Annotated in this window: 16 protein-coding genes; 4 read left to right on the top strand and 12 right to left on the bottom strand. The window is 66.1% G+C overall.

Going from position 1 to position 13,405, the window contains the following annotated elements:
* Window positions 1–49 precede the first annotated feature (49 nt).
* From HAPAU_RS09940 to HAPAU_RS09960, 5 genes are all read right to left on the bottom strand, one after another.
* Entirely contained in the window at window positions 50–1,024 is a 975-nt protein-coding gene (locus HAPAU_RS09940) for a metal ABC transporter permease (RefSeq protein ID WP_084383695.1), read from the bottom strand.
* A complete protein-coding gene (locus tag HAPAU_RS09945) occupies window positions 1,024–1,767 on the bottom strand; it encodes a metal ABC transporter ATP-binding protein (RefSeq protein ID WP_066382174.1) in 744 nt (247 codons plus the stop codon). Before HAPAU_RS09945 ends, HAPAU_RS09940 begins: the two co-directional genes overlap by 1 nt.
* Entirely contained in the window at window positions 1,764–2,804 is a 1,041-nt protein-coding gene (locus HAPAU_RS09950; RefSeq protein ID WP_066382176.1) for a metal ABC transporter solute-binding protein, Zn/Mn family, read from the bottom strand. Before HAPAU_RS09950 ends, HAPAU_RS09945 begins: the two co-directional genes overlap by 4 nt.
* An 87-nt stretch (window positions 2,805–2,891) precedes the next feature.
* Window positions 2,892–3,362 (bottom strand): YbaK/EbsC family protein, encoded by a 471-nt coding sequence (locus HAPAU_RS09955; RefSeq protein ID WP_066382178.1) that lies wholly within the window; start codon window positions 3,360–3,362, stop codon window positions 2,892–2,894.
* 34 nt (window positions 3,363–3,396) lie between these two features.
* A complete protein-coding gene (locus tag HAPAU_RS09960; protein WP_066382180.1) occupies window positions 3,397–4,350 on the bottom strand; it encodes a carbohydrate kinase family protein in 954 nt (317 codons plus the stop codon).
* A 78-nt stretch (window positions 4,351–4,428) separates the two neighbouring features.
* Between HAPAU_RS09960 and HAPAU_RS09965 the strand changes: the two genes are divergently transcribed.
* Both HAPAU_RS09965 and dpsA read left to right on the top strand, forming a co-directional pair.
* The gene (locus HAPAU_RS09965) at window positions 4,429–5,223 is read left to right on the top strand and encodes a carbon-nitrogen hydrolase family protein (RefSeq protein ID WP_066382182.1); all 795 of its coding nucleotides are present in this window, start codon (window positions 4,429–4,431) and stop codon (window positions 5,221–5,223) included.
* A 65-nt stretch (window positions 5,224–5,288) separates the two neighbouring features.
* Window positions 5,289–5,837 (top strand): DNA starvation/stationary phase protection protein DpsA, encoded by a 549-nt coding sequence (gene dpsA, locus HAPAU_RS09970; RefSeq protein WP_066382184.1) that lies wholly within the window; start codon window positions 5,289–5,291, stop codon window positions 5,835–5,837.
* A gap of 63 nt (window positions 5,838–5,900) precedes the next feature.
* On the opposite strand, the gene HAPAU_RS21650 is transcribed toward dpsA, so the two are convergent.
* Window positions 5,901–6,071, bottom strand: coding sequence for a hypothetical protein (locus HAPAU_RS21650; RefSeq protein ID WP_169802641.1), 171 nt, complete (start codon window positions 6,069–6,071; stop codon window positions 5,901–5,903).
* A gap of 44 nt (window positions 6,072–6,115) precedes the next feature.
* Window positions 6,116–6,946: a hypothetical protein gene (locus HAPAU_RS09975; protein WP_066382186.1), complete on the bottom strand. Its 831-nt coding sequence runs from the start codon at window positions 6,944–6,946 to the stop codon at window positions 6,116–6,118.
* 113 nt (window positions 6,947–7,059) lie between these two features.
* On the opposite strand from HAPAU_RS09975, the gene HAPAU_RS09980 reads away from it, so the two are divergent.
* Window positions 7,060–8,151 (top strand): NADH:flavin oxidoreductase/NADH oxidase, encoded by a 1,092-nt coding sequence (locus HAPAU_RS09980; protein WP_066382188.1) that lies wholly within the window; start codon window positions 7,060–7,062, stop codon window positions 8,149–8,151.
* A gap of 41 nt (window positions 8,152–8,192) precedes the next feature.
* Complete coding sequence (locus tag HAPAU_RS09985) at window positions 8,193–8,819, top strand: DUF7547 family protein (protein WP_066382190.1); 627 nt, start codon at window positions 8,193–8,195, stop codon at window positions 8,817–8,819.
* Between the two features lie 66 nt (window positions 8,820–8,885).
* Here the strand turns inward: HAPAU_RS09985 and HAPAU_RS09990 are convergent, their stop codons facing one another.
* The 5 genes from HAPAU_RS09990 to HAPAU_RS10010 all read right to left on the bottom strand — a co-directional run bounded on the left by HAPAU_RS09990 (window position 8,886) and on the right by HAPAU_RS10010 (window position 13,404).
* Window positions 8,886–9,248 carry an OB-fold domain-containing protein gene (locus HAPAU_RS09990; RefSeq protein ID WP_066382192.1) on the bottom strand — a complete coding sequence of 121 codons (363 nt, stop codon included), beginning with the start codon at window positions 9,246–9,248 and terminating at the stop codon, window positions 8,886–8,888.
* Window positions 9,245–10,399: a thiolase family protein gene (locus tag HAPAU_RS09995; RefSeq protein WP_066382195.1), complete on the bottom strand. Its 1,155-nt coding sequence runs from the start codon at window positions 10,397–10,399 to the stop codon at window positions 9,245–9,247. The genes HAPAU_RS09990 and HAPAU_RS09995 overlap by 4 nt, the downstream gene beginning before the upstream one ends.
* Before the next feature lie 195 nt (window positions 10,400–10,594).
* Window positions 10,595–11,338 (bottom strand): beta-ketoacyl-ACP reductase, encoded by a 744-nt coding sequence (locus tag HAPAU_RS10000; protein ID WP_066382196.1) that lies wholly within the window; start codon window positions 11,336–11,338, stop codon window positions 10,595–10,597.
* Window positions 11,339–11,428: 90 nt separating this feature from the next.
* Complete coding sequence (gene phaC / locus HAPAU_RS10005) at window positions 11,429–12,838, bottom strand: class III poly(R)-hydroxyalkanoic acid synthase subunit PhaC (protein WP_066382197.1); 1,410 nt, start codon at window positions 12,836–12,838, stop codon at window positions 11,429–11,431.
* Entirely contained in the window at window positions 12,835–13,404 is a 570-nt protein-coding gene (locus HAPAU_RS10010; RefSeq protein ID WP_066382198.1) for a poly(R)-hydroxyalkanoic acid synthase subunit PhaE, read from the bottom strand. The genes phaC and HAPAU_RS10010 overlap by 4 nt, the downstream gene beginning before the upstream one ends.
* Between the last annotated feature and the right edge of the window lies 1 nt (window position 13,405).

Here is a 13,405-nt window from a genome sequence, read left to right on the forward strand (position 1 = left end):
ACTTATACTGCCTGCTGGCCGGTTCGCCGGTCCCCGACGCCGATGGGGGTCACTCGGCGCTCGCGTGACCCGTCCGGTCGGGCATCGCGACCGCAAGCAGGTAGATCGCGATGGCGACCACGACGATGGTCGCACCCGGCGCGAGCGAGTAGCGCCACGAGAGCAGCAATCCCGAGACCGCCGCGCTCTCGCCGACGATCACCGAGGCGAACAGCGAGTCCCGGAAGCTGTTCGTGAGCTGGGCGGCCGCCGCGACGGGAACGACCAGCATCGCCGCCACGAGGATGACCCCGAGGATCTGCATCGAGCCGACGACGACCATCGCGGTGAGGACGATCAACAGCGTGTTGTACGCCGAGACGTTGAAACGGGCGACCCGGGCGGCCTCCTCGTCGAAGGTGATGTACAACAGCGGTTTGTAGGTGAGCGCGACGGTTCCGACGATGGCGATGCTCAGGACCGCCATCAGCAGGACGTTCTCGCCGCCGACGGTCGCGATCGAGCCGAACAGGATGCTGTTGATGTCGACGGTCGCGAAGCCACCGCCGAGGCTGATGACGAGGGTGCCGAGCGCGAAACTCCCCGTGAGCATGATCGCGATGGGCACGTCGCCGTAGGAGCCGGTCCGGTCGGCCAGAAACTGCACCGCGAGCGCGCCGACGATCCCGGCGACGAGCGCGCTGAGCAGTAGTGGGGTGCCCCAGCCCGAACCCGCAAACAGCAGGGTACCGATCGCGACGCCCGCGAAGGCGGCGTGGGCGAGCGTCTCGCCGATCAGCGCCATCTCTCGGTGGACGAGGTAGGTACCGATGACCGGGCCGACGATCCCGATGAACACCGCCGTCGTGAGCGCGTTCCAGATGAAGCCGTAGCAGGCGATCTGCGTCCCGAACGAGCGACCGAGACCACAGGAGGCCTCGAAGAAGGCCCGCGGCATGATCCCGAGGGCGATCGGGACGAACAGGAGGAGAACGCCCAGCCCGAAGACCGCGAGGACGAGCCGCTGGATGGTCTTCGAACCCATCAGTGGCCGTGTTCGATCATCCGGCTGTTGGTTCCGTAGGCCCGTGCGAGCGCGTCGCTCTCCATGAACGCCTCCGCGTCGCCGTGGTGGTAGAGCTCGCGGTTGATGCAGGCGACCCTGTCGGCGTGGTCGGTGACGACGCCGATGTCGTGTTCGATCAGGACGATCGTGATCCCCTGGTCGTTCAACTCGTCGAGCAGGGCGTAGAACCGATCCCGGGAGTCCGCATCGACACCCACGGTGGGCTCGTCGAGCGCGAGCAGGTCGGCCTCGCCCGCGAGCGTCCGTGCGATGAAGGCGCGCTGTTTCTGTCCGCCCGAGAGCTCGTTGATCCGTCGGTCGGCCAGCTCCGCGATTCCCACCCGGGAAAGCGCCTCCTCGACCATCTCGCGGTCGTGACTGCGAAGCCAGCCGAATCGGGTGTGGGGGTAGCGCCCCATCGTGACGACTTCCCTCACCGTTACCGGCATCGTCCGCTCCTTGCCCGTCGAGTGCTGTGAGACGTAGCCGATGCGCTCGCCCGCGTCGAACGCTTCTACCGGGACGCCGAACAGCCGAACCTCACCGGAGTCGGGCGAGAGAAGCCCCAACATCAGTTTCAAAAGCGTCGTCTTGCCCGATCCGTTCGGTCCCACTAGCCCGAGGAACTCGCCCTCCTCGACCGAAAGCGAGACGCCCTCGACCGCCGGCCGACCGTCGTAGGAGTAGGTCACGTCCTCGACGGCAATAATCGGCTCGCTCACGTCTCTGCCCCCAGTGCGGCCCGAAGCGACGGGAGATTGATCTCCTCCATTTGCCCGACATAGTCGAGTCCCTCTTCCGTCCACTCGCGGGTGATGCTTTCTGCGGGCGAGAGCGCCGCGACGTCCATTGCGGTGTCCGCTTCCTCGACGATCGTTCGAGCGAGGGTGTCGCCCTCGAAGTGATCGTAGAGGATCACCTCGATCCCCTCTCGCTCGACTAGATCGACCGTTTGTGCGATCTCGGTCGGACTCGCCTCGGTGTCGGGTGAGACGCCCTGTGGGGTGTGGATGTCGAAGCCGTAACGCTCGGCGAGATAGCCGTAGGAATCGTGGCCCGCCACGACGACGGTGTCGTGTTCTCGACCTGTAAGTTCCTCCTCGAAGCGTCCGTGGAGGTCGTCCAGTTGCGTGAGATACGCCGCTGCGTTCTCTTCGTAGGTGTCTGCGTTCTCGCCGTCGGCCCCGACCAACCCGTCGCGGATGGTCTCGACGGCCTGCTGGGACCGCACCGGATCGACCCAGAAGTGGGGGTCGTAGTTGCCCTCGCCGTGGTCGTGATCGTGCTCTTCAGCGTGGCCGTGCTCCTCTTCGCTTTCGCTATCGTGACTGTCGTGGCCGCCTTCGTCCCGCTGGCCGTACTCCGTGAGGTCGACACCCTCGGCGGCAGGAATCAGTGTGACGTCGTCGTGGTTCTGCTCGATCTCACGGACGACCTCGTCGGCCCAGCGCTGGAATCCCTCGATTCCGAGGTGAACGAACGCCTCGCGGTCGACGATTTCGACCGTGATGTCCGATTGGGGCTCCCAGCCGTGACCGTGCTGGCCCATCGGAACCGCGTTCTCGACGGAAAGCGCCTCGCCCGCGACGTTCCGCGAAAAATCCGCGAGCGTAAAAAACGACGCCGTCGCCGCGCCGCCCCCGTTTTCATCGCCCCCGACGCTCGGCGCGCCGCCGCCGAGCGAGTCCAGACAGCCGGCGCTCGCCGCCGCGAGCGCGCCGACACCTCCCTCCAGAAATCGGCGTCGTGTCCCGTCCATACTGACCCAACGTCACGAGGGCACTAAAAGAGTTATTATACGGAAACCACTAATTAATAACCGTGGCCGTGAGAGAACTCGAAAGTACTAGACGGTCACGTCGCGTTCGTCGGCGTCTGCGAGTTCCGTGAGTCGCGTCGGATCGATCGGAAAGACGGCCTTCGGGGTCCCAGCCGCGGCCCAGACCGTCTCGAACCCGCTCAGGGTCGGATCGAACAGCACCGGGACCTCGCTGTCGTGACAGATCGGCGGGACACCGCCGATCGACCAGCCAAGCGTCTCCCTGATTCGGTCGGCGTCGGCCATCCCGACCGAGTCGGCACCGAGCGCCTCGGCGAGGGCGTCCTCGTCGACGCGGTTCGCGCCGCTGGTGACGACTACTACCGGTTCGTCGTCGGCGGCAAAGACTAGACTGCTCGCGATCTGGGCGACGTCACAGCCGACGGCCTCCGCGGCGTCGGCGGCCGTCTTGGTCCCCTCGGGGAACTCCTCGACGGTGATCTCCAATCCGTGTTCCTCGGCCGCCCGCTCGCTGAACCCGACCGCGCGTGGGTGCATGGGTGGGCTGCGTCCCGGAGGGAAAAAGCGTTGGCTACTCGCGCTCGGCCCGGAAGCGCTCAACGCTCTCGCGGTCGGGGAGTGCGGTCATCGCGCCCTCGGCGGTGGTCGTCGTCGCCGCGACGGCGTTGCCGAACGCGATGGCCTCCGCCAGATCCTCGCCGCCCGAGAGCGCCGCGATCGCCCCCGCAGTAAAGGCGTCGCCCGCCCCGGTCGTATCGACGGGATCGACCCGGTAGCCCGCGTGGGTCGCCTCGCCGCTCCACGGCGCCCCGTCAGTGGCGACCGCGAGCGCGCCCTCGCCGCCGAGGGTCAAAAGCGTCGTGTGCGGGCCCCGCTCGCAGGCCGCGCGTGCGAGGTCCGTCCCCTCGCCCTCGATGCCCGCCTCCGCGAGGTCCTCGGGGGTCGCCTTTAGCACGTCGACGTTCGGGAGGACCTCGTCGACCAGACGCCCGAACTCCGCTCGGCTGTCCCAGAGTTCGGGCCGCGCGTTCGGGTCGAACGAAACGGTACAGCCCGCATCGCCCGCACGCTCGGCCAGATCGAGGGTCGCCGCCCGCGAGGGCTCGCTCGCGAGGGTCACGCCGCCTAAGTGGACCCACGAGACGGATTTCAGGAGGTGGTCGACCGATCCGGGTTCCATGCGTGTGTCGGCCGTCCCGTCCCGATAGAAGCTGAACTGTCTGTCGGCGCTCTCGTCGTGCGAGACGAAGGCGAGGGAGGTCTTCGCCTCGGGATCGCGCTCGACGAGTTCGTCCGAGAGGCCGTACTCCGCGAGCGTCTCGGCGAGGTCGTCGCCGAAGGGGTCGTCCCCGACGCGCGTCCAGAACCGTGGCACCTCCCCGAGGGTCGCGAGCGCGACCGCGACGTTCGCGGGCGCGCCGCCGGGTCGACGGGTGAAGGTCTCGACCTCCTGGAGCGAACCGGGATGCTCGGGGAGGAAGTCGATCAGCGTCTCGCCGGCGACGAGGATGTCCGGGTCCGACATACCCCACCTCCGGAGGACACCGCCAAAGGCGTAGCGGATCACCCACGGGACTTTGTCGGTCCCACACGCACACCCGCCATGTCCGGCCCGATCGTCGCCGCCTGCCAGACCGCCGTCGACGACGGCGATGTCGATTCGAACCTCGACCGACTCGTCGAGCGCGTCGCCGCCCTCCCTGACGCCGTAACGGTGGCCGTGTTCCCTGAATACTCCCTGTCGGGGTTCGACGCCGACCGGATCGAGGCGTGCGCGCTCGCACGCGACGGTGCGGTCCTCGACCGCGTGCGAGCGCTCGCGCGACGGGCCGACTGCGCGCTGGTCGTCGGGTTCCTCGAGCGTGCGGGTACAGCCCTGTACAACGCGATCGCGTACGTCCCGCCCACGAAAGCAGGGGAGGCGGTCGTCTACCGCAAACGCCACCTCTGGGGCGACGAGCGGTCGGTGCTCTCGCCCGGCAACGATCGGGTCGTCGTCGAGACGCCGGCGGGGTCGACCGGTCTGCTGACGTGTTACGATCTGAACTTCGTCGAGGAGAGTGCGGCGTTCGCCCGCCGGGACGTGCGGGCGCTGTTCGTTCCGGGGGCGTGGCCGGCCGGCCACGTCGAGAACTGGCGGCTCCTGTTGCGCGCCCGCGCGCTCGACGGGGTCCGCTGGGTCGTCGGTACCGGCAGAACGGGCCGGGGAGGTCGGAGGGGGCCGGAATACGCCGGCAACTCCGCCATTGTCTATCCCGACGGCCGGATCCTGACCGCCCTCGACCGCGAGGAGGCCGACTGCCTCGCGACGCTCGATCCGGGAGTCCTCTCGCGCCACCGGACGACCGTCTTTCCGAACGGGACGTCATCGAATGACGAATCGAAAACAAAATTTTAGGTGAGACGAAAACGAGTTTTCGGAAACTAATCTTTAAGGGGGAGGCCGTCGTAGACGGAGGTGAGATGAGCACTCAGAAATCCGTCCGACAGCAGGCCGACGAGGTCGAGGAGAACCCGATCCGACTCGACACGGAGAAGGCAGAACAGGTCATCGACGCGCTGAATACCGACCTGTCGAACCTCTACGTGATCTATCACCAGCTCAAAAAGCACCACTGGAACGTCGAGGGCGCGGAGTTCCGCGACCTTCACCTGTTCCTCGAGGAGGCCTACGAGCACGCAGAAGAGCGCGCGGACGTCATCGCCGAGCGCGCACAGGCCATCGGCGGCGTCCCGACCGCCGGCCCGTCGAACCTCGAGGAGCGTGCGACCGTCGAGTTCGAGGGCGAGGACGTCTACGACGTTCGCACCTCGCTGTCGAACGATCTGGAGATCTACGCCGAGACCGTCGAGCGCATGCGCGAGCACGTCCAGCTCGCGAACGACCTGGGCGACTACGGCAGCGAAGAGATCCTCCGCGAGACGCTCGTGACCATCGAGGACGACGCCCACCACTTCCACCACTACCTCGAGGACGACACCCTCGTCGTCGAGGAAGCGGTCCACAAGTAGACGGGCGAGTTTTCGGTTTTTCGAAGAACGAAGGCGACGGCTAAACGATAGTTCCGAGTCGACTTACTGCGAGAGTTCGACGGTGTGGTCGGTCGCTATCCAGCCGTCGGAGTTCCCGTCCTCGGTGAAGACGACCCGATCGGGGGAGGTCCGCAGTGCCGAGACGAGCGCGGCCGGCTCGTCGTGGTCGTACTCGTCGGTTGGTTCGATATCGTGTCCGTCCGTGACAGCCATGTTTCGACTTAGGTGGGCCTAAACGTATATAGGTTTTGGTCCGCCTAACTCCGGTCGATCGAACAGCCCGAAATCGGGGTGCACTCGACGTCGCGCTCTTCGAGGGCGTCGATGAGGCTGTTGAGGCCGATCGCGTCCGAGGCGATGTGGCCCGTTACGACGAGGTTCTTTTCGTCGTATTCCTCGCACAGTTCGCGAGCGTCGCCCGCGCCGACGTGGATGTACAGCACCGTGTCGACCCCGTTCTCGAAGTACGCACGCGCGACGTCAGCACCGCCGTTGGTCCCGGCGGCGTGATGCACGGCGACCTCGCCCAACTCGTTGTCCTCGCTGCCCACTCGAACTTCCACATCGGTTGCGGCCGCGTCGAGTTCAGGGATCTCCTCTAACTCGTCGACGAACTCGCCGACCGAACTCCCCACATCCATTCCCTCCGCGACCTCGACAAAACGCCGGCGGCCGATCTCGTCGGGCGCGAGGTGAACGTTCATATAGGGCTGGTCCAGTAGCTCGGCAACACTGGGATCGTGGCGGTAGTTCGAGCTGTGGGCGCCGAGTTCGACGTTCTCGCGCAGGTCCGAGACGGCGGCCTCGGCTTCGCTCTCCGGAACGCCGTGGTCGGTCATGAACTCGATCTGTCGGGAGAGGACGTCCGGGAAGTCGAGCCGGGCGCTCTCCCCGACGGGGTGGTGAGCCAGCGCCAGATCGTAGCCCTCGCGTTCGGCGAGTTGGATCTCGGGACTTTCGAGGTCGATTCCCACGAGCGCGGTTTCGATCCCCTCGCCGGGGACGTAGATCGTACTGTCTGCGGGGACCTCCTCCCACCCGACCAGACCGAGGCTGAGCTGCATGATTTCGTCCGTGGTGAGCGCCATGTCTTCCCTTTTTCCCGTCCCCTCTGGAACCCGCGGGTTCCGGCGAGATCGTCGAGGCGGCAACCCCCTCCGATGCCGCGGGGCCTTTTCCCGTCGCCACCCTAGAACGGTCGATGACAGCCGATCTCTTCGACCCGCTCACGCTTCGGGAGACCGAACTCCCGAACCGCGTGATGGTCTCGCCGATGTGCCAGTACTCCTGTGAGGACCGTGACGGAGTGGCTACCGAGTGGCACCGCGTCCACCTCGGTTCGCGCGCAGTGGGTGGTGCGGGCGTCGTCATGACCGAGGCGACCGCTGTCTCGCCCGAAGGGCGGATTACCCCCGAGGACCTCGGGATCTGGAACGACGAACAGGGGGAGGCGCTCGCACCCATCGCGGAGTTCATCGCCGAGCAGGGGAGCGTCCCTGCCATTCAGCTCGCCCACGCGGGCCGCAAGGCGAGCAAGACCCGTCCGTGGGAGGGCAGCGACCCCCTTCAGCCCGAGGAGGGCGGCTGGGAGGTGCTGGCCCCGAACGAGGATCCCTGGCCCTACGAGAACGATTCGCCACCGCAGAGGGCGATGAATCAGGCCGACATCGAGGGCGTCGTCGAGGACTACCGCGCGGCCGCCGAACGCGCGCTGGAGGCGGGCTTCGAGGTCGCGGAGGTCCACGCTGCTCATGGATACTTGCTCCACGAGTTCCTTTCGCCGGTGACCAACGACCGCACCGACGAGTACGGGGGAGACTTCGAGAACCGAACCCGACTGGTCCGACAGGTCTCGGAGGCGGTTCGGGAGGTCTGGCCCGACGAGAAGCCCGTCTTCGTGCGGATCTCGGGGACCGACTGGCTGCCCGAGCGCGAGTCGTGGACCATCGAGCAGTCGGTCGACCTCGCGGACGAACTGTACGACCTCGGTGCGGACCTGCTCGACGTCTCCAGCGGGATGCTCCACCCCGACCAGCAGCTTCCCGAGGAGGGCTCAGCGAGCCAGCTTCCCCTGGCGGCACAGGTCCGCGAGGAGCGAGACACCGACATCGCCGTCGGCGCGGTCGGCGGGATCACCGAGCCCGAGCAGGCCGACGAGTTGGTCCGCGAGGGCGACGCGGATCTGACGATCATCGGGCGCGAGCACCTGCGAGACCCGTACTTCTCGCTGCACGCCGCCCGGGAGTTGGGCGAGGACGTCGAGCCGCCGGTCCAGTACGACCGGGCGTTCTGACCGACTCGACCCTTTTTCCGCTCGCCCGTTCAAGGACGAGTATGACACGCGAGGACGACCTGGAGGAGCGCGTCGACGAACTCCAGCGCACCTTGGAGGAACTGCGCCGGGAGATCGAACCGCGACCGCCCCGCGGTCCCGGTGGGCTGCCCCGCCCGCCGACGCCCGGCGAACTGGTTCGCTTCGCGGACGAGCAGGCCATCCCCACGGCCATCGCGGTGCTTGAGGCGAACGTTCGTGCGCTCGAACTCCTCCAGGGGGCATTGCGGCTGGCCGACACCGGCCGGGCGGCCGGCGAGGAGGCAGAACGCACCCGTCGGCGCGCCGCGGACGCGAGCCGCCGGAGCCTCGACCGACTCGACCGGGTCCTCGAGGACCTCCAGGAGGCCACCCGCGGGGACACCCTCCCGGAAAACGGCGACGCACGCGACATCCTGCAGGAGGCCCGCGACCTGCGCGAGGAGATCGCAGAGCGCATCGGCGAGGCCGAGCGCGACCGCCAGCGCGCTCGCGACATCGAACGCAGGAGTGACCCACGGGCGGATTCGACGGCCGACGGCGGCGTCGAGATCGACGTCGAGGACGAACTCGACTCGATCCGCGCGGAGCTAGACGGAGATGAGGACGAGAAAACGGATGACTCCGACGACCCGGACGACGAAGAGTAACTGTTCGACCGGACGTCACTCGGTCGGCTCTCCCCTTCGGCTCGAACCGACGATTCGCGTGGGAGTTTACTGGGTCGGTTCGAACCGATAGCCGTCCCAGTCCTGGCTCTCGGGCTCGCGCATCCCCGCGCCCGGTTCGCGCAGTTCCTCAACGTAGGTCGGTCGGACCTCGTCGCCGATCTCGACCTCCCCGGTCGTGAGTTGGCCGAGCACCCTAACTGGCTGGCCCTCGACCTCGAACTCGACGATCGCGAGGTGGTTGGGCTGGCGCACGCCCGGTGGCGTGGCCGTCGAAGTCGTCCACGTCACGACCTCCGCCACTCGCTCCGTGAGGTCGATCTCTTCCACTGGCTCGCCGCCCTCCAGCCCTCGTGGGTGGGCGGGGTAGCTGATCGTGCCGTCGTCGTACTTGATCGCGTTCATGCTCATCGTGCTGCCTCCAGGATGGTCGTGATCACGCAGTTACCGAAGCCCCCGACGTTGCAGGCGATGCCCGTCTCGGCGTCGACCTGACGCGGCCCCGCCTCGCCGCGGACCTGCTGGTAGAGTTCGTAGATCTGTGCGACGCCGCTGGCTCCCAGCGGATGGCCTTTCGATTTCAGCCCGCCGGAGGTATTTACAGGTAAATCGCCGTCCCGGTCGGTGACGCCCTCCTCGACGGCCTTCCAGCCCTCGCCCTTCTCGAAGAAGCCCAGGTCCTCGCTCTGGAGGAATTCGAGGATGGTGAACATGTCGTGGAGTTCAGCCACGTCGATGTTCTCGGGCCCCATGTCGGCCATCTCGTAGGCGGTCTTCCCGCTTTCGACGACGCCGCCCATCACGGTGGGATCCTCGCGCTCGTGGACGACGTGGGTGTCGGTCGCGCCGCCGACCCCGGCGATCACGGCGTAGTCATCGGTGTACTGCTCGGCGACGGATTCTGGACACATCAGCAGGGCCCCCGAGCCGTCGGTGATCGGACAGAAGTCATAGAGCCTGAGGGGATCGGCTACGATCGGCGATTCGAGGACCTCCTCCAGACTCACCTCCTTCTGGAACTGGGCATGGGGGTTGTCCACGCCGTTCTTGTGGTTCTTCACCGCGACCTTTCCGAGGCTCTCGCGGGGTGCGTCGTATTTGTCGAGGTAGTGGCGGGCGGTGAGCCCCGCAAAGGAGGGCAGGGTGACGCCTTGTTTGTATTCGTAGGGATGCGTGATCGATGCGATCACGTCGGTGGCCTCCGCGGTCGAGCGATGCGTCATCTTCTCGCCGCCGACGAGCATGGTCAGGTCGCTCACACCGCTTGCGACCGATTGCCAGGCGGCATAGGTGCCCGCCCCGCCCGACGAACTGGTCTGGTCGACCCGCTGGGTGTAGGCGGGCACCGCCCCGATGTCGTGGGCGAGCATGTTCGGAACCCCCGTTTGGCCCTCGAACTCGCCGCTCGCCATGTTCGAGACGTAGAGGTGTTCGATCTCGCCCGGTTCGATCCCCCCGTCGTCGAGACAGTCGAGTGCGGCCTCCACGAGGAGGTCGCGGAGCCACCCCTCCCGTTTCCCGAACTGGGTCATCGATGCGCCGATGATCGCTACGCGGTCCATACCGATTGCTCACACGGGGGGACTATATCTGCTATGTTATGGCATCGACCGGTCGCCGCGGGTTCGGACCGACCCGAACGCACCGATCACCATCGATCAACCGAGCAGATATCAGAATATACCCCGATAGCGGTTCCCAGTCGTCGGGAACTACCCCGACCGTTCACTGGGTCGATACGACCCGAACGCGCCGGGTTAGAGGTCCATGCCGCCGTTGACGTCGAGCACCTCCCCGGTGATATAGGAGGCCTTGGGGCTCGCGACGAACGCGACGGTACAGGCGATCTCCTCGATGGTGGCAAAGCGCCCGAGGGGGATCTCCGATTGGATCCGCTCGCGGACCCGCTGTGGGATCCCCTCTACCATCTCCGTCTCGGTGAAACCGGGGGCGACGCAGTTGGCCGTCGAACCGCTGTCGGCGAGTTCGAGCGCCAGCGTCCGGGTGAACCCGAACATCCCGCTTTTGGCGGCGGCGTAGTTCGCCTGTCCGAGGTTGCCCTGTTTACCGACGATCGACGAGATGTTGATCAGCCGTCCCTCCTCGGCGGCGGCGATGTCGTCGAAGAACTCCTTCGTACAGACGAACGCGCCCGTCAGATCCACCTCGATGACGCGGTCCCACTCGGCGCGCGTCATCTCGGAAAACAGCGTATCGACGTTGATCCCGGCGTTGTTGATGAGGATCTCGACCGGCCCGAAGGCATCGGTGATCTCCTCGTGCATCGCCGCGACCTCCGCCTCATCGGTGACATCGGCTTGGGTCGCCATCGCCGACCCGCCCGCCGCGTTGATGGTGTCGACGACCTCATCGGCTGCGCCCGCCGAGGCCCGATAGTTGATGGCGACGTTCGCCCCCTCGTCAGCGAGTTGCTCTGCGATCCCACGACCGATACCCCGTGATGAGCCTGTGATCAGGCAGGTTCGATTGTCGAGTTTCATAGTGAATCCGGAGTCGGGCGCTCCGCTCCGAGTGAGCTATGCTACCGTGCCCTCCTAAATGTTGTCCCGATAAGAGGACGGATCGGGGCGCTATCGGTCGCTCGCGGTCTCGACCCAGTCACGGACCCGTTCGGTCGAGAGGTCGGTGCGTTCGGCGATATCGGCCGGATCCGCCGCCGCGAGGTCGTCGATCGTCTCGATGCCCGCCTCCCGGAGCCGCTGTGCATACGAGGGACCGATCCCCGAGACAGCCTCCAACCCCTCCTCGTCTCGTGTGTCGGCATCCGAGTCGTCCGTCTCGGCCGTCCGGTCCTCGTCGACGCCGGTCTCGTAGCCCGCGACGTCCTCCGCGAGGGCGGCATCCGGCTCGTCGGGTTCCGTGATCGCCTCGGCGTCGGGCTCCTCGTCCTCGGTCCCCGAGCGTTCCGCGTACCACTCACAGACGCTCGGCCAGAGTTCGGCGTGGGACCGTGACGACACCGAGAGACCGATGTGGCCCGTCGGGAACTCCATGAACTCCGTGTCGTCGCTCGCGACCAGTTCGTTGAACGGTTCGGAGGCCTCCGGCGGGATCAGGTGGTCGTACTCGCCGACGATCTGCAGGATCGGCATGTCGACCTTCGAGAGATCGACGTGTTTCTCGCCGAGATACAGCTCGTTTTCGGCCAGTTTGTTGTCCTGATAGATGTCGGTGAGGAACTGTTCGTAGGTCTTGCCCGCAACGTCGATCCCGTCGCCGATCCAGCGCTCCATACGCGCGAAGTTCTCGACGAACTCCTCGTCCTCGATGTTGTCGTAGAGCTGGACGTACTTCGTGAGGAAGTTCTGGACGGGGTCCATAACCGCAAAGCCGATGTCGAGGAAGTCCGCGGGGACGTTCCCGAAGGCGTCGGTCACCGCCTCGGGCGAGTAGTACTCCTCGTCGCCCCACTGTTCGAGCACGCCGCCGGTTCCCGTAAAGCAGAGACCGGCGGCCATCAGTCCCAGATTTCTGACCTTCTCCGGGTGGAGCGCGGCGTACATGACGCTCATCGTTCCGCCCATGCAGTACCCGAGGACGTTGATCGAGTCCTGCTCGGAGCGCTCTCGGACCACGTCGACGCAGTTGTCGACGTAGCGATCGACGTAGTCCTCGAGCGTGAGGGTCGCATCCATCGTCGAGGGCTCGTTCCAGTCGATCATGTAGACGTCGAAGCCGTTCTCCAGCAGCGTGCGGATGACGCTACGGTCGGGCTGCAGGTCGAGGATGTACGGCTTGTTGATCAGCGCGTAGACGATGAGGATGGGGACGTCGTGCTGTTCGTCGGTCTGGGACTCGTAATGCAGCAGTTCGAGCTTGTTCTCCTCGTAGACGACCTCGCTCGGGGTCTGGCCCACCTCGACTTCGGCCATCCGTTCGAGCTGTTCGGGCGACTCGACGCTCTTTTCGATGGTTTCGCTCGACCGTTCCCAGTTCTGACGGTACAGATCGAACCCCAGCGTGAAGGGATTCGAGGTCATTCCTCGTCCCCGGACTCGCCTTCGAGGTGCTCGATGACGGTGTCGAGCTTGTTCTCGACGGCGTGCTGGCGGCGTTCGAGTTCGATCAGACGCTCACCGACCTCTTGGACGTCGTTCTTCGTCGCGAATCCGAGGTTATGCAGCGTCTCGTCGGCCATCTCGTCGACCTCCTGACGGTAGTCGAGGGCCTCCTCGACGGTCTTACCGGTCACCGCGGCGAAGGCCGTCGTGTCGGTGACGTCCTTGAACGCCTCGTTGGCGGCGTTGAGCCAGATGTCGCGGAACTCCTCGGGGCGGACCTCCTCGCCGGAGACGAGGTCCATCGAGCGCTCGTACGCCCGTTGCGAAGCGTCCATCCACGTCGCATACGCGTTCGCGTAGCCCTCAGCGCCCTCCTCGAACTGCTGGGGATCGGTCGTCTCCTCGACGGCGTCGACCCACGATTCGACGAACGAGGCCTGGGCCTCGACGTTCTGTTCGAGCGCTTGGGCGAACTGCTCGTTCATCGTCTGCATGAATTCGTTCCACTGTTCGGGGTCTGCCATCGGTGAGTTCATCTCTGCCATA

Source organism: Halalkalicoccus paucihalophilus, assembly GCF_001593955.1.
In the GTDB taxonomy this organism is placed as follows: domain Archaea; phylum Halobacteriota; class Halobacteria; order Halobacteriales; family Halalkalicoccaceae; genus Halalkalicoccus; species Halalkalicoccus paucihalophilus.

Excerpts from the sequence above, each read along its gene's own strand:
- HAPAU_RS09965 (WP_066382182.1), top strand. The coding sequence starts at position 4,429 with ATGTCCGGCCCGATCGTCGCCGCCTGCCAGACCGCCGTCGACGACGGC.
- HAPAU_RS10000 (WP_066382196.1), bottom strand. The coding sequence starts at position 11,338 with ATGAAACTCGACAATCGAACCTGCCTGATCACAGGCTCATCACGGGGT.
- HAPAU_RS10010 (WP_066382198.1), bottom strand. The coding sequence starts at position 13,404 with ATGGCAGAGATGAACTCACCGATGGCAGACCCCGAACAGTGGAACGAA.
- phaC (WP_066382197.1), bottom strand. The coding sequence starts at position 12,838 with ATGACCTCGAATCCCTTCACGCTGGGGTTCGATCTGTACCGTCAGAAC.
- HAPAU_RS09955 (WP_066382178.1), bottom strand. The coding sequence starts at position 3,362 with ATGCACCCACGCGCGGTCGGGTTCAGCGAGCGGGCGGCCGAGGAACAC.
- HAPAU_RS09950 (WP_066382176.1), bottom strand. The coding sequence starts at position 2,804 with ATGGACGGGACACGACGCCGATTTCTGGAGGGAGGTGTCGGCGCGCTC.
- HAPAU_RS09975 (WP_066382186.1), bottom strand. The coding sequence starts at position 6,946 with ATGGCGCTCACCACGGACGAAATCATGCAGCTCAGCCTCGGTCTGGTC.
- HAPAU_RS09960 (WP_066382180.1), bottom strand. The coding sequence starts at position 4,350 with ATGTCGGACCCGGACATCCTCGTCGCCGGCGAGACGCTGATCGACTTC.
- dpsA (WP_066382184.1), top strand. The coding sequence starts at position 5,289 with ATGAGCACTCAGAAATCCGTCCGACAGCAGGCCGACGAGGTCGAGGAG.
- HAPAU_RS09990 (WP_066382192.1), bottom strand. The coding sequence starts at position 9,248 with ATGAGCATGAACGCGATCAAGTACGACGACGGCACGATCAGCTACCCC.
- HAPAU_RS09940 (WP_084383695.1), bottom strand. The coding sequence starts at position 1,024 with ATGGGTTCGAAGACCATCCAGCGGCTCGTCCTCGCGGTCTTCGGGCTG.
- HAPAU_RS09980 (WP_066382188.1), top strand. The coding sequence starts at position 7,060 with ATGACAGCCGATCTCTTCGACCCGCTCACGCTTCGGGAGACCGAACTC.
- HAPAU_RS09985 (WP_066382190.1), top strand. The coding sequence starts at position 8,193 with ATGACACGCGAGGACGACCTGGAGGAGCGCGTCGACGAACTCCAGCGC.
- HAPAU_RS21650 (WP_169802641.1), bottom strand. The coding sequence starts at position 6,071 with ATGGCTGTCACGGACGGACACGATATCGAACCAACCGACGAGTACGAC.
- HAPAU_RS09995 (WP_066382195.1), bottom strand. The coding sequence starts at position 10,399 with ATGGACCGCGTAGCGATCATCGGCGCATCGATGACCCAGTTCGGGAAA.